Source organism: Streptomyces sp. NBC_00620 (assembly GCF_026341825.1).
Classification (GTDB): domain Bacteria; phylum Actinomycetota; class Actinomycetes; order Streptomycetales; family Streptomycetaceae; genus Streptomyces.
This window is the reverse complement of record NZ_JAPENY010000001.1, coordinates 1,952,481-1,975,348: the sequence shown is the minus strand read 5'-3', so window position 1 is coordinate 1,975,348 and position 22,868 is coordinate 1,952,481. Positions and strand designations below refer to the sequence as shown.

16 protein-coding genes are annotated in these 22,868 nt (G+C 67.9%); 12 read left to right on the top strand and 4 right to left on the bottom strand.

The annotated features are described in order from the left end of the window. The first annotated feature begins 167 nt into the window (after positions 1–167). Both femX and OG246_RS09045 read left to right on the top strand, forming a co-directional pair. The gene (gene femX / locus OG246_RS09050; protein WP_266458452.1) at positions 168–1,289 is read left to right on the top strand and encodes a peptidoglycan bridge formation glycyltransferase FemX; all 1,122 of its coding nucleotides are present in this window, start codon (positions 168–170) and stop codon (positions 1,287–1,289) included. A gap of 128 nt (positions 1,290–1,417) precedes the next feature. After that, positions 1,418–2,449, top strand: a complete 1,032-nt coding sequence (locus OG246_RS09045) for an alanine racemase (RefSeq protein WP_266458449.1) — start codon at positions 1,418–1,420, stop codon at positions 2,447–2,449. A gap of 90 nt (positions 2,450–2,539) precedes the next feature. On the opposite strand, the gene OG246_RS09040 is transcribed toward OG246_RS09045, so the two are convergent. Both OG246_RS09040 and OG246_RS09035 read right to left on the bottom strand, forming a co-directional pair. Further along, complete coding sequence (locus OG246_RS09040) at positions 2,540–4,045, bottom strand: glycosyltransferase family 87 protein (RefSeq protein WP_266458447.1); 1,506 nt, start codon at positions 4,043–4,045, stop codon at positions 2,540–2,542. Positions 4,046–4,163: 118 nt separating this feature from the next. Continuing rightward, positions 4,164–6,869: a transglycosylase domain-containing protein gene (locus tag OG246_RS09035; RefSeq protein ID WP_266458444.1), complete on the bottom strand. Its 2,706-nt coding sequence runs from the start codon at positions 6,867–6,869 to the stop codon at positions 4,164–4,166. A 376-nt stretch (positions 6,870–7,245) separates the two neighbouring features. Between OG246_RS09035 and OG246_RS09030 the strand changes: the two genes are divergently transcribed. From OG246_RS09030 to OG246_RS09020, 3 genes are all read left to right on the top strand, one after another. Continuing rightward, positions 7,246–7,929, top strand: a complete 684-nt coding sequence (locus tag OG246_RS09030; RefSeq protein WP_266458441.1) for a PadR family transcriptional regulator — start codon at positions 7,246–7,248, stop codon at positions 7,927–7,929. Between the two features lie 43 nt (positions 7,930–7,972). Beyond that, a complete protein-coding gene (locus OG246_RS09025; protein ID WP_266458438.1) occupies positions 7,973–9,055 on the top strand; it encodes an inositol-3-phosphate synthase in 1,083 nt (360 codons plus the stop codon). A 78-nt stretch (positions 9,056–9,133) separates the two neighbouring features. Further along, the gene (locus OG246_RS09020) at positions 9,134–10,411 is read left to right on the top strand and encodes an MFS transporter (RefSeq protein ID WP_266458435.1); all 1,278 of its coding nucleotides are present in this window, start codon (positions 9,134–9,136) and stop codon (positions 10,409–10,411) included. Between the two features lie 95 nt (positions 10,412–10,506). Here the strand turns inward: OG246_RS09020 and OG246_RS09015 are convergent, their stop codons facing one another. Beyond that, positions 10,507–11,973, bottom strand: a complete 1,467-nt coding sequence (locus OG246_RS09015; RefSeq protein WP_266458432.1) for a CCA tRNA nucleotidyltransferase — start codon at positions 11,971–11,973, stop codon at positions 10,507–10,509. 222 nt (positions 11,974–12,195) lie between these two features. Between OG246_RS09015 and OG246_RS09010 the strand changes: the two genes are divergently transcribed. The 7 genes from OG246_RS09010 (at position 12,196) to trxA (ending at position 21,949) form a co-directional block, all read left to right on the top strand. Beyond that, on the top strand, positions 12,196–14,592 hold the full coding sequence (locus OG246_RS09010) for a DUF6049 family protein (RefSeq protein ID WP_266458429.1): 2,397 nt from the start codon (positions 12,196–12,198) through the stop codon (positions 14,590–14,592). Between the two features lie 46 nt (positions 14,593–14,638). Continuing rightward, complete coding sequence (murJ, locus tag OG246_RS09005) at positions 14,639–16,900, top strand: murein biosynthesis integral membrane protein MurJ (protein ID WP_266458426.1); 2,262 nt, start codon at positions 14,639–14,641, stop codon at positions 16,898–16,900. A gap of 116 nt (positions 16,901–17,016) precedes the next feature. Further along, complete coding sequence (locus OG246_RS09000) at positions 17,017–18,732, top strand: protein kinase family protein (protein ID WP_266458423.1); 1,716 nt, start codon at positions 17,017–17,019, stop codon at positions 18,730–18,732. A gap of 28 nt (positions 18,733–18,760) precedes the next feature. Then, positions 18,761–19,477 carry an RNA polymerase sigma factor SigM gene (sigM, locus tag OG246_RS08995; protein ID WP_266458420.1) on the top strand — a complete coding sequence of 239 codons (717 nt, stop codon included), beginning with the start codon at positions 18,761–18,763 and terminating at the stop codon, positions 19,475–19,477. Further along, positions 19,474–20,427 (top strand): anti-sigma factor, encoded by a 954-nt coding sequence (locus OG246_RS08990; RefSeq protein ID WP_266458417.1) that lies wholly within the window; start codon positions 19,474–19,476, stop codon positions 20,425–20,427. Before sigM ends, OG246_RS08990 begins: the two co-directional genes overlap by 4 nt. 184 nt (positions 20,428–20,611) lie before the next feature. Continuing rightward, a complete protein-coding gene (gene trxB / locus OG246_RS08985; protein ID WP_266458414.1) occupies positions 20,612–21,577 on the top strand; it encodes a thioredoxin-disulfide reductase in 966 nt (321 codons plus the stop codon). Positions 21,578–21,619: 42 nt separating this feature from the next. Next, complete coding sequence (trxA, locus tag OG246_RS08980; RefSeq protein ID WP_266458411.1) at positions 21,620–21,949, top strand: thioredoxin; 330 nt, start codon at positions 21,620–21,622, stop codon at positions 21,947–21,949. Positions 21,950–22,074: 125 nt separating this feature from the next. Here the strand turns inward: trxA and OG246_RS08975 are convergent, their stop codons facing one another. Further along, a complete protein-coding gene (locus tag OG246_RS08975) occupies positions 22,075–22,692 on the bottom strand; it encodes a GNAT family N-acetyltransferase (protein WP_266458407.1) in 618 nt (205 codons plus the stop codon). Positions 22,693–22,868 lie beyond the last annotated feature (176 nt).

Here is a 22,868-nt window from a genome sequence, read left to right as displayed (position 1 = left end):
CGGCCCGCCAGACAGCCGAACAAGCCCTCAGGACGTCCTGGCCGCGTATCGGTCAGGGCGCAGGTTCCATACGGCCAGACGGGGCGCTCACAGGGCGCAGTAGGCTTCGGCGCGAGAGCCGGAGCCCCTGTACCCATGGGGACACACCAGCCCGAGGAGCGCCCCGAATGAGCCTGACCCTGAGGACCATCAGCCGTGAGCAGCATCTGGCGTACATCCAGAGTCTGCCCGCGGCCAGCCACATGCAGGTCCCGGCCTGGGCAGACGTCAAGGCGGAGTGGCGCTCCGAGAGCCTCGGGTGGTTCGACGACAGGACCGGCGAGATGGTCGGGGCGGGTCTTGTGCTGTACCGCCAGCTGCCCAAGATCAAGCGTTATCTCGCCTACCTGCCCGAGGGTCCGGTCATCAACTGGTTCGCCCCGAACCTCGGCGACTGGCTGCAGCCGATGCTCGCGCATCTCAAGCAGCAGGGTGCCTTCTCCGTGAAGATGGGCCCGCCGGTGATCATCCGGCGCTGGGAGGCCGCGTCCATCAAGGGCGGCATCCAGAACCCGGACGTGAAGCGACTGCGCGACATCGAGGCCGACTTCATCGAACCGCGCGCCTTCGAGGTCGCCGACAAACTGCGCCGCATGGGCTGGCAGCAGGGTGAGGACGGCGGCGCCGGCTTCGGCGACGTACAACCGCGGTACGTCTTCCAGGTGCCGCTCGCCAACCGCTCCCTGGAAGAGGTCCACAAGAACTTCAACCAGCTGTGGCGCCGCAACATCAAGAAGGCCGAGAAGGCGGGCGTCGAGGTCGTCCAGGGCGGTTACCAGGACCTGGAGGAGTGGCAGCGGCTGTACGAGATCACGGCCGTCCGCGATCACTTCCGGCCCCGCCCTCTGTCGTACTTCCAGCGCATGTGGACGGCCCTCAACACCGAGGACCCCAACCGCATGCGGCTCTACTTCGCCCGGCACGACGGCGTGAACCTGTCCGCAGCGACGATGCTGGTCGTCGGCGGACACGTCTGGTACTCGTACGGCGCCTCGGACAACATCGGGCGGGAGGTCCGGCCCTCGAACGCGATGCAGTGGCGCATGCTGCGCGACTCGTACGCGCTTGGGGCGACCGTTTATGACCTGCGCGGCATCTCCGACTCGCTGGACGAGACCGACCACCTCTTCGGCCTGATCCAGTTCAAGGTGGGCACGGGCGGGGAGGCCGCCGAGTACCTCGGCGAATGGGACTTCCCGCTCAACAAGCTGCTCCACAAGGCGCTCGACATCTACATGTCGCGCCGCTGACCCGGCCCGATCCGCATGCCGTGCCCCTGACCCGGCCCGGCATCGCTCCGTCGGTCCGGCGAAGCCGCCACAATTTCCCTTCATACCTCTGATACACCGCAGCCACGAGAAAGGTTCCGGGACCGGCCATGGCGCTCACGCTCTACGTCGACACCGCGCGCTGGCGGGCACACCACAAGCAGGTGTCCGAGCAGTTTCCGGGGCTGGTCCCCGTCTGCAAGGGCAACGGGTACGGCTTCGGCCACGAGCGCCTCGCTGACGAGGCCACCCGCCTGGGCTCGGACGTCCTCGCCGTCGGCACCACGTACGAAGCCGCCCGGATCAAGGACTGGTTCGGCGGTGACCTGCTGGTCCTGACGCCTTTCAGGCGAGGCGAGGAGCCGGTACCGCTGCCCGACCGTGTGATCCGCTCCGTGTCGTCCATCGACGGCGTGTACGGCCTTGTGGGCGCCCGCGTCGTCATCGAGGTGATGTCCTCGATGAAGCGGCACGGAGTCAGCGAGCAGGACCTGCCGCATCTGCACTCCGCCATAGAGAACGTCCGGCTGGAGGGCTTCGCCATCCACCTGCCGCTGGACCGCACCGACGGCTCGGACGCCGTCGAGGAGGTCATCGGCTGGATGGACCGCCTGCGTGCTGCCCGTCTGCCGCTGCACACGATGTTCGTCAGCCACCTCAAGGCCGAGGAACTCGCCCGCCTCCAGCAGCAGTTCCCGCAGACCCGCTTCCGCGCCCGCATCGGCACGCGGCTGTGGCTGGGGGACCACGAGGCGACCGAGTACCGCGGGGCCGTCCTGGACGTCACGCGCGTCTCCAAGGGCGACCGCTTCGGCTACCGCCAGCAGAAGGCCGCCTCCGACGGATGGCTGGTGGTCGTCGCGGGCGGTACGTCGCACGGTGTGGGCCTGGAGGCTCCGAAGGCGCTGCACGGTGTCATGCCGCGCGCCAAGGGCGTCGCCCGCGCCGGCCTCGCGACGGTCAACCGGAACCTTTCCCCGTTCGTCTGGGCGGGCAAGCAGCGCTGGTTCGCGGAACCCCCGCACATGCAGGTGTCCATCCTTTTCGTACCTTCCGACGCCACGGAGCCGAAGGTCGGCGACGAACTCGTGGCCCATCTGCGGCACACCACCACGCAGTTCGACCGCATCGTCGAAGGCTGACCCTGGGGCCGCGATCCTCTGGGCCAGCCAAAAGGCCGTACACGGTGTCCGTGTACGGCCTTCTGCGTGGCTTCCCCGCGTCCTGTTCGCTCAGGGCGAACGGTCTCCAGCGGTCGCGCTTCCACTGCCCCACTCCACCTGGGGCCCCTCGAAGTGCGCGGCGTGCCGCGGCGGATGGGCCGCGGCCCCGAACACGAAGACGTCCTCCGCACCGTCCAGCACCCCGCCCGACGGATCGTCGTCACCGGCGCGGCGCACCATGTCCCGCTCGGGCATGAAGATGTCGCGCACGACCACGGCGCACAGGTACAGCGTCCCCAACAGGTGGACAGCGATGGCGACTTGGTAGCCCTCGGTCGGCAGACCCTTGTGAGCGTCCCCGCTGGTCGTGTAGGCGAGGTACATCCAGATCCCCAGGAAGTACGCGACCTCGCACGCCTGCCAGATCAGGAAGTCCCGCCAGCGCGGCCGGGCCAGCGCGGCGAGGGGGACCAGCCACAGCACGTACTGCGGTGAGTAGACCTTGTTGGTGAGGATGAAGGCCGCGACGATCAGGAAGGCGAGCTGAGCGAAGCGGGGGCGGCGCGGGGCGGTGAGCGTGACCGCGGTCAGGCCCACGCAGACGAGCAGCATCATGATCAGCGCCCACGTGTTCGCCGTGTCGGCGGTGATCGTGATCTTCAACCAGTTCGAGAGGAACAGGAAGATCGAACCGAAGTCGACGCCCCGTTCCTGACTGAAGCTGTAGAACTTCGCCCACCCGTCCGGCGCGAGATACATCACCGGAAGATTCACGACGAGCCAGGCTCCGACCGCGCCGAGCAGCGCGGTCCCGAACTCTCGCCATTTACCCGCTCGCCAGCACAGCAGGAACAACGGTCCGAGCAGCAGGAACGGATAGAACTTGGCGGCCGTGGCGAGCCCGATGAGCACACCGAACGCCAGAACACGGCCTCGCGACCACATGAGCATCGCGGCGGCCAGGAGGGCCACAGCGAGGAGATCCCAATTGATGGTGGCCGTGAGCGCGAAAGCGGGCGCCAGGGCGACCAGAAGGCCGTCCCAGGGCCGCCTACGGTGGGTGCGCGCGGTGCATACGGCGATGACCGCCGCGCACACCATCAGCATCCCGGCGTTGACCATCCAGTAGATCTGCTCCTGGTCCTGGATGCTGCCGCTGCCCGGAGTGAGCCAGGACGCGACCTCCATGAACACGCCGGTCAGCACCGGGTACTCGAGGTACTCCATGTCGCCGGGGAGCCTGTCGAAGTACGGCACAAGGCCGTCGGCGAAGCCGCGCCCCTGATAAAGGTGCGGGATGTCCGAGTAGCACGCGTGCGTGTACTGGGAGCTGGCCCCGAAGAACCATGCGCCGTCGTAGCACGGCAGCTTCTGCACCATGCCAAGGGCGAACACACCAATCGCCACGAGTGCGACGACCCGTACGGGGGTCCACCAGGACGTCCCGAGAAGGGCCCGTCGTCCGATGGGGCCGCCGATCAGCTCACTGCCGGTCGCGGCGACCTCGTCTTCCCTGGTCGGCCGTACCGGCTCCGGCTCGCGGACGCTCGCTCGCGTCGTCTCTGCACTGGGCATGCCGCACATCCTGCCGTACGCACCTAGGAATGCGGCGAGGGCCGCCACACCTGGTCGGTGCGACGGCCCTCGTTTCACGTGAAACGGTGTGTTTCACGTGAAACACACACGGAGGCGGCTATCCGCTCGATCCTCCGAAGAGCCCTCCGTTGCCGTTCCCATTGCTGTTGCCGTTACTGCTGCTGGTGGACTCCGATGGCGTGGCCGACACCCCTCCGTCCGTGCCGCCGGTGTCTGTCCCGCCGGTGTCCGTCCCACCGGTTTCGGAGCAGTTCCAGTCGAAGTTGCCGCAGGTCTCGCTCGTCGTGGGCGTGGGAGACGTCGTGGTCAGGGTGGGCGTCGGAGTCGGCGTCGCGCTCTCCACCTCGCTCTCGGTGGGCGAGGGGGTCACGCTCGGGCTCGGGGTGTCGTTGATGACCTCACCGATGTCCTCGGGCTCCGGGAAGTCCACCGCCTTCTCGCCCTTGAGCGCCTGCTCCATGTAGTCGTGCCAGATCTGGGCCGGGAACGAGGCACCGTGGATCTTCTTCTCGCCACCCGTGCCGTACATCTCCAGGAACTCGCGATCCTTCTTGGTCTCGTCGTCGTCCATGCGGTACATGCCGATCGCGGTCGACAGCTGCGGGGTGTACCCGACGAACCAGGCGGACTTGTTGCCGTCGGTGGTACCGGTCTTACCGGCCACATCCCGGCCCGTCAGCTGGGCGGCGGTACCGGTTCCCTTCTCGACCACGGTCTTGAGGACGTCGGTGACGTTGTCGGCGACCTTCGCGGTGAAGGCGTCCTTGGCAGTGCCCTCGTGCTGGAAGACGGTGCCGTCCTGGTCGGTGACCTTCTCGACCGAATACGGATCGTTCTGCTTGCCGCTGGCCGCGAAGGTGGCGTACGCACCAGCCATACGGATGGCACTCGGGTCGGAGGTACCGAGGGAGAACGACGGGAAGCTGGCGCTGGCAAGGCTCGACTCCAGGACGCCCGCATCCACAGCGGCCTCCTTGACCTTGTCCAGGCCGACATCCATGCCCAGCTGGACGTAGGCGGAGTTGACGGAGTTGCGCATCGCCTCGCGGAGGTCGATGTCGTAGCTCGGCGCGTTGTACGACTCACCGCCGTCGTTCGTCTGCAGCCACTCCTTGTCGTCCTTGTCCGTCCAGACGGTGCCGTCGTAGTCCTGGATCTTCAGCTTGTTCTTGCCGCTGTAGAGACTGTCGGGGGAAACGACGGTGCGCTCGTCCTGCGCCTGGACCGCGTCACCATCCTTGTCTCGTACACCCCAGGACATGGCGGCCGCCAGCACGAACGGCTTGAACGTCGAACCGACCTGGGCACCAGTCGCATCGGCGTTGTCGGTGAAGTGCTTGGTCGCGTCCACGCCACCGTAGATGGCCTTGATCGCGCCGCTCTCCGGGTCCACGGAGGCCCCGCCGAACTGGACGTAGGTGTCCGTGTCCGGGCGCTTCTTGGGATCGATGTTCTTGTCCTGGACTTCCTTCACGGAAGCTTCGAGCGCGGCGACCTTCTTCTTCTCGAAGGTCGTATGGATCTCGTAGCCGCCCTGCTGAAGCTGGTCCTGAGTGATCCCGGTCTTGTTGTTGATGAGGTACGAGTTGGCCAGGTCGACGAGGTAACCGATCTGGCCGCTCAGCTGGGCGTTCGACCGCGGACTCTGGTACTTGGGGAAGGTCTTGTACTTGGCCCGCTCGGTGGCGGTCAGGTGCCCGTCCTTGACCTCTTCGTCGAGAATCCACTTCCACCGGTACTCGGCGCGCGCGCGGTTGGCCTTGGGAGTGGCGGACGGGTCGATCGACACGGCACCCGCGGGGTCGTAGTACGTGGCGCCCTTGAGCATCGCCGCCAGGAAGGCGCACTCGCTCGCGTTCAGGTCCGTGGCGTCCTTGTCGAAGTAGGCGCGCGCCGCCGCCTGGATGCCGTAGGCGTTGCGCCCGTAGTACGCCGAGTTCAGGTAGCCGGCCATGATGTCCTCCTTGTCCATGGAGGCACCGACCTTTATGGAGACGAACAGCTCCTTGAACTTGCGGGAGACCGTCTGCGACTGGTCGTCCAGCATCGCGTTCTTCACGAACTGCTGGGTGATGGTGGAGCCACCCTGCGTCTGGCCGCCCTTGGCCATGTTGACGAAGGCTCGGGCGATACCCATCGGGTCGACGCCGCTGTCGGTCTCGAACGTCTTGTTCTCGGCCGACATCACCGCGTACCGCATCTCCTTGGGGATCTGCGCGTAGCTGATGATCTGGCGGTTCGTCTCACCACCTGTGGCGACCATCTGGCTGCCGTCGGCCCAGTAGTAGACGTTGTTCTGTGCCTCGGCGGTCTTGGCGACGTCCGGGACGCCCACCAGGGCGTACGCGACGCCTGCAACCGCCACCAGGCTGCCGCAGAAGCCGATGAACAGCCCCGAGACCAGCTTCCAGGACGGAATCCAGCGCGCCGCGCCGTACTTATCCGCGCGCGGATAGTCGATGATGCGCTTCTTCACGGGCCCGGATGCACGGCCGCGGCCACGCCCGGGCCCGGTCGGGCCCCCGGGGCCGCCACGTCGGCCTCCGCCTCCGGGGCCGCCGTTTCCGGCGCCGTCGGCTCCTCTGCGTCGGCTGCCGCTGCTTCTCTGCGCCGCACGGCGGGCCTCGGCACGGCCACCGTACGAGCGCTCCTCTTCACCCCCCGACCCATAGGAGTCGGAAGGAGACCCGGTGGCGCTGCGCGGTGCCCCGCGGCGGCCAGAGGTCGAGCCGGACTGGCCGCGTCGGGCCGCGGCACGTCCGCCTTCCTGCGACTGCGGCAGTTTGCGACGGTGCTCGCTCATCGAACGATTACTCCTCGGGCAGGCGCACCCATGCGCGCCTGGAAGCGGCTGCGGCTGGTTTCCGGTCCCCCCGAAGTACGGATGCGGTCGTAATCGCATTCACCCGTACTGCACCGAGGACGGTGACGTCCTCAGACGTCACTTGGTTCCCCGTGGTGTGCATGCCGCACAGACTACGCACCGTCAAAACCCGCCTAGGGCCGAAGTTCACCCCAAATCAGGCAACTTGCTTCGTATGAATCGGTGATGTGACGCCGTTCACCGTGACCCCTCTTGCCGCATCCGAGTGGCCGTTCTATCGTGTCGATGTATCGAGTCGATACATCAGCGCGGCATAAAGACCGTGCCGAGGAGACAGCGACAGGGAGGAGGCGACATGAGCCGGCGTTCCGGGATCCTCGAGTTCGCCGTACTCGGCCTGCTCCGCGAGTCTCCAATGCACGGCTATGAGCTGCGCAAACGACTCAACACGTCACTGGGTGTGTTCCGTGCCTTCAGCTACGGCACGCTCTACCCCTGCCTCAAGACGCTGGTCGCCAACGGCTGGTTGATCGAGGAGCCGGGGGCCACACCCGAGGACGCCCTCGCCGCTCCACTTGCGGGGCGTCGCGCCAAGATCGTCTATCGATTGACGGCGGAAGGTAAGGAGCACTTCGAGGAGCTGCTCTCCCAGACGGGTCCCGACGCGTACGAGGACGAGCACTTCGCGGCTCGCTTCGCTTTCTTCGGGCAGACGTCACGCGATGTACGCATGCGCGTACTGGAGGGCCGCCGCAGCCGCCTCGAGGAGCGCCTGGAGAAGATGCGCGCCTCTCTGGCGCGCACCCGGGAGCGCCTCGACGACTACACGCTTGAGCTCCAGCGCCACGGAATGGAGTCCGTGGAGCGCGAAGTGCGCTGGCTGAACGAGCTCATCGAGAGCGAGCGAGCGGGGCGGGACGTCAAGAGTTCCGCCTCCGAGGGCTCAGCTCAGCACGACAGCACATCTGGCGAGGCGGGCGGCCTGCCCCGGCACCGGGACAGCTCCCGGCCGGATCCGTCCGACGACACCACCACGTGAGACCCGGTCGGGGTTTCACCAGTACATACAGGGAGCAATCGGAATGGGTTCGGTTCGCGTAGCCATTGTCGGCGTGGGCAACTGTGCCGCCTCGCTGGTGCAGGGCGTCGAGTACTACAAGGACGCCGACCCGGCGGCCAAGGTGCCCGGCCTGATGCACGTCCAGTTCGGCGAGTACCACGTCCGTGACATCGAGTTCGTCGCCGCCTTCGACGTCGACGCGAAGAAGGTCGGCCTCGACCTCTCCGACGCCATCGGTGCCAGCGAGAACAACACCATCAAGATCTGCGACGTCCCGAACAAGGGCGTCACGGTCCAGCGCGGTCACACCCTCGACGGTCTCGGCAAGTACTACCGCATGACCATCGAGGAGTCCGCCGAGGAGCCGGTCGACGTCGTCCAGATCCTCAAGGACCGCCAGGTCGACGTCCTCATCTGCTACCTGCCCGTCGGTTCCGAGGACGCGGCGAAGTTCTACGCCCAGTGCGCCATCGACGCCAAGGTCGCCTTCGTCAACGCCCTCCCGGTCTTCATCGCCGGCACCAAGGAGTGGGCGGACAAGTTCACCGAGGCGGGCGTCCCGATCGTCGGCGACGACATCAAGTCGCAGGTCGGCGCCACCATCACGCACCGTGTGATGGCGAAGCTGTTCGAGGACCGCGGTGTCCGTCTTGAGCGCACCATGCAGCTCAACGTCGGCGGCAACATGGACTTCAAGAACATGCTGGAGCGCGACCGCCTCGAGTCCAAGAAGATCTCGAAGACGCAGGCCGTCACCTCGCAGATCCCCGACCGCGACCTGGGCGAGAAGAACGTCCACATCGGCCCGTCGGACTACGTCCAGTGGCTGGACGACCGCAAGTGGGCGTACGTCCGCCTCGAGGGCCGCGCCTTCGGCGACGTCCCGCTGAGCCTGGAGTACAAGCTCGAGGTCTGGGACTCCCCGAACTCCGCGGGTGTCATCATCGACGCCCTGCGCGCCGCGAAGATCGCCAAGGACCGCGGCATCGGCGGCCCGATCCTCTCCGCGTCGAGCTACTTCATGAAGTCCCCGCCGGTGCAGTACTTCGACGACGAGGCCTACGCCAACGTCGAGAAGTTCATCAAGGGCGAGGTCGAGCGCTAAAGCCCGTCTCGTTGATGGCTGTTGAGGGTCCCCGGGCATTCCGCCCGGGGACCCTCCTCGTATGTGAGGCTGTGCTCCATGGCTGTCGTACGTGACCTGCGCGTACTCCTGCGCTTCCAGGGGTTCAGGCGTCTGCTCGGCGTACGACTGCTGTCCCAGGGCGCCGACGGGGTCTACCAGGTCGCGCTCGCCACGTACGTCGTCTTCTCACCGGAGAAGCAGACCTCGGCCGGCTCGATCGCCTCCGCCATGGCGGTACTGCTGCTCCCGTACTCCCTCATCGGCCCCTTCGCGGGCGTCCTGCTGGACCGCTGGCGGCGCCGCCAGGTCTTTCTGTACGGCAACCTGCTGCGGGCGGCACTGGCGTGTGTGACGGCCGTCCTGATGCTGAGCCATGTCCCCGACTGGCTCTTCTACGTCTCCGCTCTGTGCGTCACCGCGGTCAACCGCTTTGTCCTGTCCGGCCTTTCGGCCGCGCTGCCCCGCGTCGTCGACTCCGAGCGGCTGGTGATGGCCAACTCCCTGTCGCCCACCGCCGGGACGCTCGCCGCGACCACGGGCGGTGGGCTTGCCTTCGTCGTCCGGCTGGTCGGCTCGGACTCCGACGCGGCGGTCGTCCTCGTCGGGGCAGCCCTGTATCTGTGCTCGGCCCTCGCATCTCTGCGTCTTGCCCCGGAACTGCTTGGACCCGACCGGGAGTTGGTGCCGTCAAGGCTGTCCACGGCCCTCGCCGGCACCGCGCACGGCCTCGCGGCGGGCGTGCGCCATCTGGCCGAGCCCGCACGACGACAGGCGGCCTGGGCGCTCATGGCGATGACGGTGATGCGCTTCTGCTACGGCGCCCTGACCGTCATGGTGCTGATGCTGTGCCGGTACGCCTGGACGTCCGGCTCGGATGACGACGGGCTGGCACTGCTGGGGCTGGCATTGGGTATTTCGGGGGCGGGATTCTTCGCCGCGGCCGTGGTGACACCCTGGGCAGCCGGACGGCTGGGCCCCGGCGGCTGGATCGTCGCCTCCGCCGGCGCTGCCGCCGTCCTGGAGCCCGCACTCGGCCTGCCGTTCGCCGCCGCTCCCATGCTGGTCGCCGCCTTCGTCCTGGGTCTGACCACACAGGGCGCGAAGATCGCCACGGACACGATCGTGCAGTCCTCGGTCGACGACGGCTTCCGCGGCCGGATCTTCTCCGTCTACGACGTCCTGTTCAACGTCGCCTTCGTCGGCGCGGCCGCAGTGGCCGCACTGGTGCTGCCTCCCGACGGACGCTCGGTTTCGCTTGTCGTCACCGTGGCGGTGCTCTACGCGGCGGTGGCTGCCGCGTTGGCTCGCTTCGAGCTCCGGTGGGCGGCGCCTTAGCCGCAAAGCAAGGAGCGGTGTTTCACGTGAAACACCGCCCGTTCCTGGAGCCCGGGTCGATGTTTCACGTGAAACATCGACCCGATCCAAGAGCCTCAGCTCTGCTCGGCCCACCACTCCTTCAGCGCCGACACGGCCGCGTCACGCTCCATGGGCCCGTTCTCCAGCCGAAGCTCCAGCAGGAACTTGTACGCCTGGCCGATGGCCGGTCCGGGGCCGATGCCCAGGATCTCCATGATCTCGTTGCCGTCGAGGTCGGGACGGATCGAGTCCAACTCTTCCTGCTCCTGGAGTTGCGCGATGCGTTCCTCCAGGCCGTCGTACGCGCGGGAGAGCGCGGTCGCCCTCCGCTTGTTGCGGGTGGTGCAGTCGGAACGGGTCAACTTGTGGAGCCGGCCAAGGAGCGGGCCCGCGTCGCGTACATAGCGGCGAACCGCGGAGTCCGTCCACTCTCCGGTGCCGTACCCGTGGAAGCGCAGGTGGAGTTCGACCAGACGCGAGACGTCCTTCACGAGGTCGTTCGAGTACTTCAGCGCCGTCATCCGCTTCTTGGTCATCTTGGCGCCCACCACCTCATGGTGGTGGAAGGAGACCCGCCCGTCTTTCTCGAAGCGACGCGTCCTCGGCTTGCCGATGTCGTGCAGCAGCGCGGCGAGCCGGAGGATCAGGTCGGGGCCGTCCTCCTCCAGCTCCATCGCCTGTTCCAGGACGATCAGCGTGTGCTCGTAGACGTCCTTGTGCCGGTGGTGCTCGTCACGCTCCAGGCGCAGCGCGGGAAGTTCAGGCAGCACGTGGTCGGAGAGCCCGGTGTCGACGAGCAGCGTCAGGCCCTTGCGCGGGTGCGCGGAAAGGATCAGCTTGTTCAGCTCGTCCCGCACCCGTTCAGCCGAGACGATCTCGATGCGCCCCGCCATGTCCGTCATCGCGGCCACCACCTCAGGGGCAACCTCGAAGTCGAGCTGCGCGGCGAACCGCGCGGCCCGCATCATCCGCAGCGGATCGTCGGAGAAGGACGCCTCAGGGGTACCCGGCGTGCGCAGGATGCGACCGGACAGGTCGTCCAGGCCCCCGTGCGGGTCGATGAACTCCTTCTCCGGCAGCGCGACGGCCATCGCGTTCACGGTGAAGTCACGGCGCACGAGATCTTCCTCGATGGAGTCGCCGTAGGACACCTCGGGCTTGCGTGAGGTCCGGTCGTACGCCTCGGAGCGGTACGTAGTGATCTCGATCTGGAACGACTGCTGTACGTCGCCCACCCGGGCGTCCTTCTGCGCGCCGACTGTGCCGAAGGCGATCCCCACCTCCCACACGGCATCCGCCCAGGGCCGCACGATCTTCAGTACGTCCTCGGGGCGAGCGTCGGTCGTGAAGTCCAGGTCGTTGCCGAGCCGGCCAAGGAGCGCGTCCCGGACCGAGCCGCCCACCAGCGCGAGTGAGAACCCGGCCTCCTGGAATCGGCGGGCGAGCTCGTCGGCGACAGGGGACACCCGCAGCAGTTCACTCACTGCGCGGCGCTGCACCTGACTCAGGGCACTGGGGTTGTCTTCGTTGGCGTTCGGCACAACAGAAAAGGGTACGTGGCCGGGGCCCCCGCGGGCGCCTCCATAAAACGTGCACAGCCGACCCCTCCCTGTACGACGGCCAATACGCACACATACAGGACACTCGGCCCGGTCCCCCGATCTTGTGGCACAGTCCGCGGCACTTCCCCTCAGCGCGCATCGTTACCATGCGTGGACGCACATTCCGACGACCACTGACGACGACGAGGGACGGGCGAGCGCGTGGCCGAGGCGGCAGACTTCCAGGGGATGAGTCCCTCACCTGCCCGCCGGTGGCTCCGGCGCAGCGGCGCACTGCTCGCCGGTGTGCCCTTGCTGGCCGGGCTGCTCCAGCTGCCCCTCGGTACGTCCGCGTACGCCGCCGAGAAGACCACTGTGGCCGACGCCACCGGGTCCAGCACGGTCGATGTCTCCATCGACTCGCTCAGTCCCAGTGCCCCTACGGCAGGCGACACCATCACGGTCTCCGGCACGGTCACCAACAAGGGCAAGCAGACGGTCACAGACGCCCATGTGGGCGTGCGGGTGGGTCCGTCTCTCAACAGCCGCTCCGCGATCGACAGCGCCGCGAAGCGCACCGGGTTCCAGTTGGGTCTCGACGGCTCCGAGGTCGGCGGCACGTACGTCGCGAAGTTCTCCGAGCTCGTCGTCGGCGTCTCGCAGTCCTTCAGCATCTCGGTGCCCGTCGATGAGCTGGATCTCGGCGCCGACGGGGTCTACCAGCTCGGCGTGTCCCTCACGGGCCGGACCGCCGCCCAGTCGTGGGACCAGATCCTCGGCATCCAGCGGACGTTCCTGCCCTGGCAGGAGGATGCGGCGGACACGAAGACGAAGACGACGTACCTCTGGCCACTGATCTCCACGGTCCACCTCACGGCGGAGACCGGGTCGGACGCGCAGCAGACCCCCGTCTTCGAGAACGATGACCTGGCCAAGGAGATCTCCCCGGGCGGCCGGCTGGACCAGCTGCTGTCCTTGGGCAGCAGTCTGGACGTCACCTGGGTGCTCGACCCGGACCTGCTGGCTTCCGTCGACGCCATGACGCGCAGCTACCAGGTCCAGGACGGCGACACCACCACGGCAGGCAAGAACCAGGCGATCGCCAAGCAGTGGCTCGCCGAGCTGGAGAAGACGGTCGAGGACAAGGAAGTCGTCGCCCTCCCCTTCGCCGACCCCGACCTGGCGTCTCTGGCGCACAACGGCACGAACGTCACCGGCTCCCTGAGTCACCTCAAGGACGCCACGGACGTGGCCGCCAGCACGGTGGACACGATCCTCCACGTCACGCCGAACACCGACTTCGCCTGGCCCGCGGACGGCGCCCTCGACCCGTCGATCGTCAAGGTCGCCACCTCCGCCGGCGCCGACAAGGTGATCGCCCGCAGCGACAGCCTGCGCGAGACGGGCGGGCTGTCGTACACGCCGAGCGCCGCCCGCCCCATCGGCGCCGGGACGACCGCGGTGGTCGCGGACGCCCGGCTGTCGACCGCATTCCAGGGCGACATGACGAAGGCCGACAGCTCCACGCTCGCCGTGCAGAAGTTCCTGGCCCAGAGCCTGGCGATCAACCTGCAGGAGCCGGAGAAGCAGCGCACCATCCTGGTCGCCCCGCAGCGCATGCCGTCCGCGAGCCAGGCCCAGTCGATGGCGCAGGCACTGACGGCGCTCCAGGGCGGGAACTGGTCGGAGTCCCAGAGCCTGTCCGCGGCCGCCAAGGCCAAGCCGGACCCGGGTGCCACCACGAAGGTGCCCGCCGAGTCCTCGTATCCCTCCTCGCTGCGCAAGCAGGAGCTGCCTCAGTCGGCCTTCGAGTGGATCCGGGACACGCAGACGAGTCTCGACAACTTCAAGGTCATCCTCACCGACGAGTCCCGTGTGGTCACTCCGTTCGGCAGGGCGATGGACCGGGGGATGTCCACGTCCTGGCGCGGCCGGCCCGTTCCGGCGGCTACCTTCCGCGCAAGCGTTTCGTCGTACCTCAACGAACTCACCGGCCTGGTCAGACTGATCGAGAAGTCCGACGCGAAGCTCTCCGGTCGCAGCGCCACGATCCCCGTGACCGTGCAGAACAACCTCGTGCAGGGCGTCGACCATCTGGTCCTGCGCCTCACCTCGCAGCAGCCCACCCGCCTCAAGATCGGCGACGGCCCCTACGACGAGCAGCCGATCACCGTCGCGGGCGAGCACAGCCAGTCGGTGAAGTTCGACACCTCGATCAAGGCCAACGGCCCAGTGAAGGTGGTCGCCCAGCTGTACACACAGGACGGCCAGGAATACGGCGACCCCGTCACCTTCGAGGTGAAGGTCACCGAGATCACCTCGACGGTCATGCTGGTCATCGGCGGCGGCTTCCTGCTGCTCGTGCTCGCCGGATTCCGGATGTACACGCAGCGCAAGCGCGCGGCCGCCCGGCAGGCCGAGGAGGACGCTCGCAGGGACGAGAGCGCGGACGAAGACGCGGACGCCACCGAGGACACCGAGGACTCCCAGGACCACCCCGCGGGCGAGTCCGGCACGGAGTCCGGGGCAGACGACCCGGAGCACCCGAGTGACCCGACACCGGACACCGCACCGGAAAGCGCGGACCCGTCCGGCACGGGTGAGAGAGTGGACCGTTGAGCGATGTCGTGGCCGGTGGGCCCGGGGACGATGAGGTGGGGTAACCATGAACGCGCCGTACGAGGGTGACCGCGGTCAGGGCGCGGGCAGCTCGGGCTACCCCGAGGGCTACCCGGACCAGGGCACCGGGAACTCCGGCTACCCCGAGGGCTATCCCGAGGGCCCGCCGCCCGAGCCCGGGCAGCTGCCGCAGGGGCCCCCCGCGGACATGTACTTCCAGGATGCCTACACCCAGGACCCCTACCGGGCACAGGACCTCTCCGCCCAGGACCCGGTGACCGAGGCGCTCTACGACCGCGCCTCGCACCCTCCGCCGCCCCCCGGCACGTATCACCCGCAGCCTCCGCTCTACGCCCAGCCGCCCACGCCGCAGCACGCCCCCGATCCGCGCATCTGGGCCCAGACGCCCCCGCCGGAGCCCGCGGGCCCGACCCGGCACCTTCCGTACGGCGACAACGCGTCCACCACCCAGTTCGTGGGCGTCGACGACCTGGTCACCCAGGCCGGCGAGCAGCACCACGAGCCCGACGCCTTCGCCCACCTCTTCCGCGACCAGGGACAGGGCGCCGGCCGTCCCTACGCCGGTCCGCCCGGCGTACCGTCACCGGCCCCCGAACCAGCTCCGGCCGCCGCACAGGCTCCGCCCCCCGCGGCCGCGTCCGCTCCGAAGAAGTCCGGAGGGCGTGTTTCGGGGATGCTGCAGTCGAGCGCGGTGATGGCGGCGGGGACACTGGTGTCCCGGCTCACCGGTTTCGTACGCACCATGATCATCACGGCCGCTCTCGGTGCCGCGACACTCGGCGACACCTGGACCGTGGCCTACACCCTGCCGACGATGATCTACATCCTCACCGTCGGCGGAGGACTCAACTCGGTCTTCGTGCCCCAGCTGGTGCGATCCATGAAGGACGACGAGGACGGCGGCGAGGCCTACGCCAACCGCCTGCTGACCCTCGTCATGGTCGCCCTCGCCGTGATCGTCGCTGCCGCTGTCTTCGCGGCACCGCTGCTGATCCAGCTGATGTCGAACTCCGTCGCGAGCAATCCGGAGTCGAACAACGTCGCCGTCTCCTTCGCCCGCTACTGCCTGCCCACGATCTTCTTCATGGGTGTCCATGTGGTCATGGGCCAGATCCTGAACGCCCGCGGGAAGTTCGGCGCGATGATGTGGACTCCGGTCCTCAACAACATCGTCATGATCTTCACCTTCGGCATGTTCCTCTGGGTGTACGGGACCGCAGCGGACTCCGGCATGACGGTGAGCAACATCCCGCCGGAGGGCATCCGCCTGCTCGGCATCGGCACCCTGCTTGGCCTGGTCGTGCAGGCCCTGGCGATGATCCCGTATCTGCGCGAGACCGGTTTCCGGTTCCGCCCGCGCTTCGACTGGAAGGGCCACGGCCTCGGCAAGGCGGTCCAGCTTGCCAAGTGGACCGTGCTCTTCGTCCTCGCCAACCAGGCGGGCGTCCTCGTCGTCACCCAGCTGGCCACCGCGGCGGGCAAGGCGTCCGGCAAGAGCGGCGCGGGCATCATGGCCTACTCCAACGCCCAGCTGATCTGGGGCATGCCGCAGGCGATCATCACGGTCTCCGTCATGGCGGCCATGCTGCCGAGGATCTCGCGAGCCGCCCACGACGGCGATCCCGGTGCCGTCCGCGACGACATCTCCCAGGGCCTGCGCACCTCGGCCGTCGCGATCGTCCCGGTCGCCTTCATGTTCGTCGCCCTGGGCATCCCGATGTGCACCCTGCTCTTCGGCTCCAGCAGCATCCCGGCCGCCCAGTCCATGGGGTACGTCCTCATGGCGTTCGGCCTCGGCCTGATCCCGTTCTCGGTGCAGTACGTGGTCCTGCGCGGCTTCTACGCCTACGAGGACACCCGCACGCCCTTCTACAACACGGTCATCGTGGCCGCGGTGAACGCCGCCGCCTCGGCCCTCTGCTACGTGGTTCTGCCCGCTCAATGGGCGGTCGTCGGCATGGCCGGCTCGTACGGCCTGGCGTACATGGTCGGCGTCGGAGTCGCCTGGCAGAGGCTGCGCAGACGGCTGGACGGCGACCTGGACGGCGCCCGTGTCCTGCGGACGTACGCACGGCTCTGCCTGGCATGCATCCCGGGTGCTCTGGCAGGTGGCGCGGTCGGGTTCGCGATCACCAGGGCGCTCGGTCACGGAGTCCTCGGATCGATCGCGGCACTCGTCGCGGGATCGATCGCCCTCCTCGGCGTCTTCTACGTCGCGGCGCGGAAGATGCGCATCGAAGAACTCAACTCAATGGTCGGAATGGTCCGCGGGCGCCTGGGGCGCTGAGGCGGGGGTACGCGCACAACCATCGTCCGCCGCCGCGTGTCGTGCATAGCGGCGGACTGTGGGCACAATTGGTTTCTGCGTCGGAGCACGCAATGGATGGGGAGGCGGGAACGACGGTGGCGGAACGGAGCACGGCTGCCGTCGACGTGGCAGACAACAGCGGTGACGAGCCGCTGACCGCCAAGGCGGACCAGTCCACGGCCGACGGGGTGGCCCAGAAGCGGGAGCGGGACACGGAGAGCGAAGAGGCACAGGGGAGCGGCGGGACCGAGCGTCCCGGAAAGGCCTCACCGCCCGAACTGCACAGTGGTCACAAGCTCGCCAGACGCTATCGCCTCGAGGAGTGCGTCACCCGTCTGGACGGTTTCAGCAGTTGGCGTGCGGTGGACGAGAAACTCCGCCGCGCCGTCGGTGTGCATCTGCTGCCCGCCGACCATTCGCGGGCCCGCTCAGTACTGGCGGCGGCCCGGTCCTCCGCCCTGCTCGGCGATCCCCGCTTCGTCCAGGTCCTGGACGCGGTCGAGGAGAACGACCTCGTCTATGTGGTGCACGAGTGGCTTCCGGACGCCACGGAGCTGACGACGCGCCTGGCCGCGGGCCCGCTCGAAGTGCACGACGCGTACCAGATGGTCAGCCAGGTCTCCCAGGCCATGGCTGCCGCGCACCGCGAGGGCCTGGCGCACCTGAGACTGACCCCGGGCGCCGTACTGCGCACCTCGTCCGGCCAATGGCGCATCCGCGGGCTCGCGGTGAATGCCGCGCTGCGCGGCATCAGCTCCGACACCCCGCAGCGCACCGACACGGAGGCGATCGGCGCGCTCCTGTACGCCGCGCTGACTCAGCGCTGGCCGTACGACACCGATGCGTACGGTCTGTCGGGGCTGCCCAAGGGTGTCGGTCTCATCGCTCCCGACCAGGTGCGGGCAGGCGTTCACCGGGGCCTGTCCGAGCTCACCATGCGCGCGCTGGCCAACGACGGCGCGACCGCCTCCCGCCACGAAACTCCGTGCACCACGCCGGAGGAACTGGTGAAGGCGATCAACGAGATGCCCCGCATCCGCCCGCCGGAGCCGGCGTTCACCGCCCCGCCGGAGTACCAGCGCACGTCGTACCAGCAGGGCACCTACGGCCGCCAAGCACCACGCCCGGGCGCGACGCAACCCATTCCGGCCCCGCCGTCCCCGCTGCAGAGCCGCACCGGCAAGGCCCTCAAGTGGGCCGTGTCGGCTCTGCTCATCGCCGCGCTGGGCCTCGGCAGCTGGCAGCTCGCGGACGCGCTCATGGACCAGGGCAAGTCCGAGGACACGAACCAGACTCAGCCGACGGACGGCAACGACAAGTCGAGCGACAAGGCCAAGCCGGTCGAGCCGATCACCATCAAGGGCGCGCAGGAATACGTCGCGAGCGGCGAGGCCCAGGCGGCCGGCGATGTCGGCCTGACGTACGACGGCGACAGCACGACATTCTGGCGCACCAAGAAGTACAACGAGGGTCCGAAATTGGCGCCCTACAAGCCCGGCGTGGGAATCGTCTACGACCTCGGCTCGGCCCAGGAGATCTCGGCCGCCTCCATAGGGCTGCGCTATCCGGGAGACCACACGACGATCCACTTGTACTCCACGGACTCACTGTCTCCCTCGACGTCCGTCGAGGGAATGACGGAGATCGGGACCGTCACCACGAGCGGCACGACCGCGAAAGTGACGGCTACGAAGTCCATGAAAACGCGGTACGTGCTGCTGTGGATCACCGATGTGCCGAGTGCTCCTGCCGACGGCTACAGCAGCGCCGGCTACAAGCAAGCCATCACGGACGTGAAGTTCACCGGCTGACGCTCGTCGACAAAGGGGAGGGGGTCCGATGGCCGATGAAGCCGCATATCGCGAAGCCAGCGATCAGGACCTCCTCGCTCGCCATGTCGAGGGCGACCCCGACGCCTTCGGCGAGCTCGTGCGGCGTCACCGCGACCGGCTCTGGGCGGTGGCCCTGCGAACACTGGGAGACCGCGAGGAGGCCGCTGACGCGGTCCAGGACGCCCTGGTCTCCGCCTACCGCGCCGCCCACACCTTCCGCGGCCAGTCGGCCGTCACCACCTGGCTGCACCGCATCACGGTGAACGCCTGCCTGGATCGCGCCCGCAAGGCCGCTTCCAGGAAGACCTCTCCCGTCGATGACACCGAACGCCTGGAACAGCTCCTCGAGCCGCACGAGTCCGCCTCCGCTCCGGCCGAGCGCAACGATCTGCATCGAGAACTCCTCAAGGCGTTGTCCACCCTCCCGCCCGACCAGCGCGCCGCCCTGGTTCTGGTGGACATGCAGGGCTACCCCGTGGCGGAGGCAGCCCGCATCCTCGACGTGCCGATCGGCACGGTGAAGAGCCGCTGCGCTCGCGGCAGAGCCAGACTGCTCCCGCTGCTCACCCATCTCCGTACGGAGAACGGAAGCGGCGAGGACAGCAAGAAGGCGGGCGGCGGACGGAACCGGACGCAGGGGACATCCGTCCCACCCGCAGCGGGACCACACGATGCAGGGCCAAGCGATCCAGCTGCTGTGAAGGGCGGAGGTGGGAGAGCGTGACATCCACGACGGATATGGCCGGGCACCCGGACGTCGCGGAGATCTCCGACCTCACCGAAGGTCTCCTCCCTCCCACCCGTACCGAGGACGTGCGACGGCATCTCGAGGACTGCCCGCTCTGTGCCGACGTGTACGACTCGCTGGAGGAGATCCGAGGTCTGCTCGGCACCCTGCCGGGCCCGGCACGCATGTCCGCCGATGTGGCCGGCCGCATTGATGCCGCTCTGGCTGCGGAAGCTCTGCTGAGTGCCACGGCACCCGAGCACGACTCCGATGCGGAAGACGACCGCGCGAGTGTTTCACGTGAAACATCGGCCGTTGACGTCCTCGTCCCGTCTCCCGACTCGGGCTCCCCTTCCTCGGCAGACCGCCCCCTGGGCCACCCTCGCGCGGCCACCGGCCCCGGCCGTGCCCACCGAGTGCGTCATGGGCGCCGTAGGGCCGCCGTCATCGGCACGGTCTTTACGGCCGCAGCACTGGGGCTGGGCGCGATCCTCCTGCAGACGATGGGCGATGACAGCCCGGGCAAGAGTTCTCAGGCAGAGGCACCACAGGAGTCGGGTTCGACGGTCACCTTCTCCGAGGGGACGTTGGAGAGCCAGGTCTCCGATCTCCTCACGAAGAACAAGAACACGGAGAATCGCTCCGGCGGAGTGGAACCCTGGGGAGTCGAGTCCCCTGACGCCGGTTCCGGGTCTCCAGGAATCGGCACCTTGAACACGCCCTCCGTGACCGTCCCTGAATGCGTCCAGGAGGGAACGGGGAACAGCGGGGCCGTTCTCGCCGCGGAGCCAGGCACGTACAAGGGCACGAGCGTCTATCTCCTCGTGCAGCCCGACGCTTCCGACAGCACGAAGGTCGCGGCCTATATCGTCGACGCCGCCTGCATCAAGAAGGACTCGGCATCCCCGGGAAAGCTCCTGCTGACGCAGTCCTACACCCCGTCCTGAGGTCCTCAGAGCCGAACGAGCTCCTGCCCAGACGCCCCATGGCCTCTCTCTGAGGTCCCGCGTCTCCGTGTGCCCGGACACAGCGGGAATGCTGGCCCCTTAGGATCCGTTGGGTGGGGTGAGAGTTCTGAGAGAGGCTCCCACCGGCAGTACGCAGCAGTCTCCAGAGACGAGGAATCAAGCCGTGACCGACGTCCGTAACGTGATCATCATCGGCTCCGGGCCCGCCGGCTACACGGCGGCGCTCTACACCGCGCGCGCGTCGCTGAAGCCGCTGGTCTTCGAGGGCGCCGTCACCGCAGGCGGCGCGCTGATGAACACCACCGAGGTGGAGAACTTCCCCGGCTTCCAGGACGGCATCATGGGCCCCGAGCTCATGGACAACATGCGTGCCCAGGCCGAGCGCTTCGGTGCCGAGCTCGTTCCGGACGACGTCGTCGCCGTCGACCTGGCGGGCGAGATCAAGACCGTCACGGACACTGCGGGCACCGTCCACCGCGCCAAGGCCGTCATCGTCACGACCGGCTCCCAGCACCGCAAGCTCGGCCTGCCCAATGAGGACGCCCTCTCCGGACGCGGCGTCTCCTGGTGTGCCACCTGTGACGGCTTCTTCTTCAAGGACCACGACATCGCCGTGATCGGCGGCGGGGACACCGCGATGGAGGAGGCTACCTTCCTCTCCCGCTTCGCCAAGTCCGTGACGATCGTCCACCGCCGGGACACCCTGCGCGCCTCCAAGGCGATGCAGGAGCGCGCCTTCGCCGACCCGAAGATCAAGTTCATCTGGGACAGCGAAATCGCCGAGATCGAGGGTGACCCGAAGCTTTCCGGTCTGAAGCTGCGGAACCTCAAGACGAGCGAGATCTCTGAGCTGCCGGTGACCGGTCTGTTCATCGCGATCGGCCACGACCCGCGCACCGAGCTCTTCAAGGGCCAGCTCGACCTGGACGGCGAGGGCTACCTGAAGGTCGAGGCGCCTTCGACCCGGACGAACCTGACCGGTGTCTTCGGCGCCGGTGACGTCGTCGACCACACGTACCGCCAGGCGATCACCGCGGCCGGCACTGGCTGCTCCGCCGCTCTCGACGCCGAGCGTTACCTCGCCGCCCTCGCGGACAACGAGGCCGCTACCGCGGCCGCCACTGTCTGACCCCCATCCGCCCCACCGCACAAACGAGTTAAGGAGCCCGCCGTGGCCGGCACCCTCAAGAACGTGACCGACGACTCCTTCGAGCAGGACGTCCTCAAGAGCGACAAGCCCGTCCTGGTGGACTTCTGGGCCGCCTGGTGCGGTCCGTGCCGCCAGATCGCGCCGTCGCTCGAGGCGATCGCAGCCGAGTACGGCGACAAGATCGAGGTCGTCAAGCTCAACATCGACGAGAACCCGGGGATCGCCGCCAAGTACGGCGTCATGTCGATCCCGACCCTGAACGTCTACCAGGGTGGCGAGGTCGCCAAGACCATCGTCGGTGCGAAGCCGAAGGCTGCGATCGTGCGTGACCTTGAGGACTTCATCGCCTAGTAATCGGTGAGCTGCCGCGCGCGAGCGGCGCGTGTTTCACGTGAAACACGAGTGGGCCAGCCCTTCCGGGCTGGCCCACTCGTGTTTGAAAGGTCAGAACGCCCCCTGCAAGGCCAGAGCGCCAGCTACAGGGGGCGGAGCGCCGGTTCCTTCTGCACGGCTCCCAGAAGGCGGTCCAGGGCCAGTTCCACGTCTTCCTTCCACGAGAGCGTCGTACGCAGCTCAAGCCTCAGTCGCGGATAGGTGGGGTGCGGCCGGACCGTCTTGAAGCCCACGGCCAGCAGATGGTCCGCAGGTAGCACACAGGCCGGCTCCTTCCACCGCGCGTCCCCGAATGCCTCGATCGCTTTGAAGCCGCGACGCAGCAGATCCTTGGCGACTGTCTGCACGATGACCCGGCCAAGTCCCTGCCCCTGGTAGCCCGGCAGGATGAAGGCGGTCATCAGCTGAACCGCATCCGGTGACACCGGACTCGTGGGGAAAGCCGTGGCGCGGGGAACATAGGCCGGAGGGGCGTACAGCACGAACCCCACCGGTACGTCGTCCACGTAGACAACGCGGCCGCAGGATCCCCACTCCAGTAGGACGGCGGAGATCCATGCCTCCTTCTCCAGTTCAGGTGTGCCGGCCTTTACCGCGGCCTGACCGCTGACTGGGTCCAGCTCCCAGAAGACACACGAGCGACAGCGGTTGGGAAGGTCCTGAAGGTTGTCCAGCGTGAGCGGTACGAGCCGACGCCCCATGAAGGATGTTCCTCACTTCCTTCGCCCGCAGCGTCACGGGCGGCTGCCAGAGCGCTCCGCTCCTTGAGCAGACTGCCGACGAAACCGCCGACCGCTCCCAGTCCCAGGCCCGCGGTCAGCAGTCCGGTACGGGTCATGGATTGCACGGCCCCCGCCTCCCCAATGAAGGTGCTGCC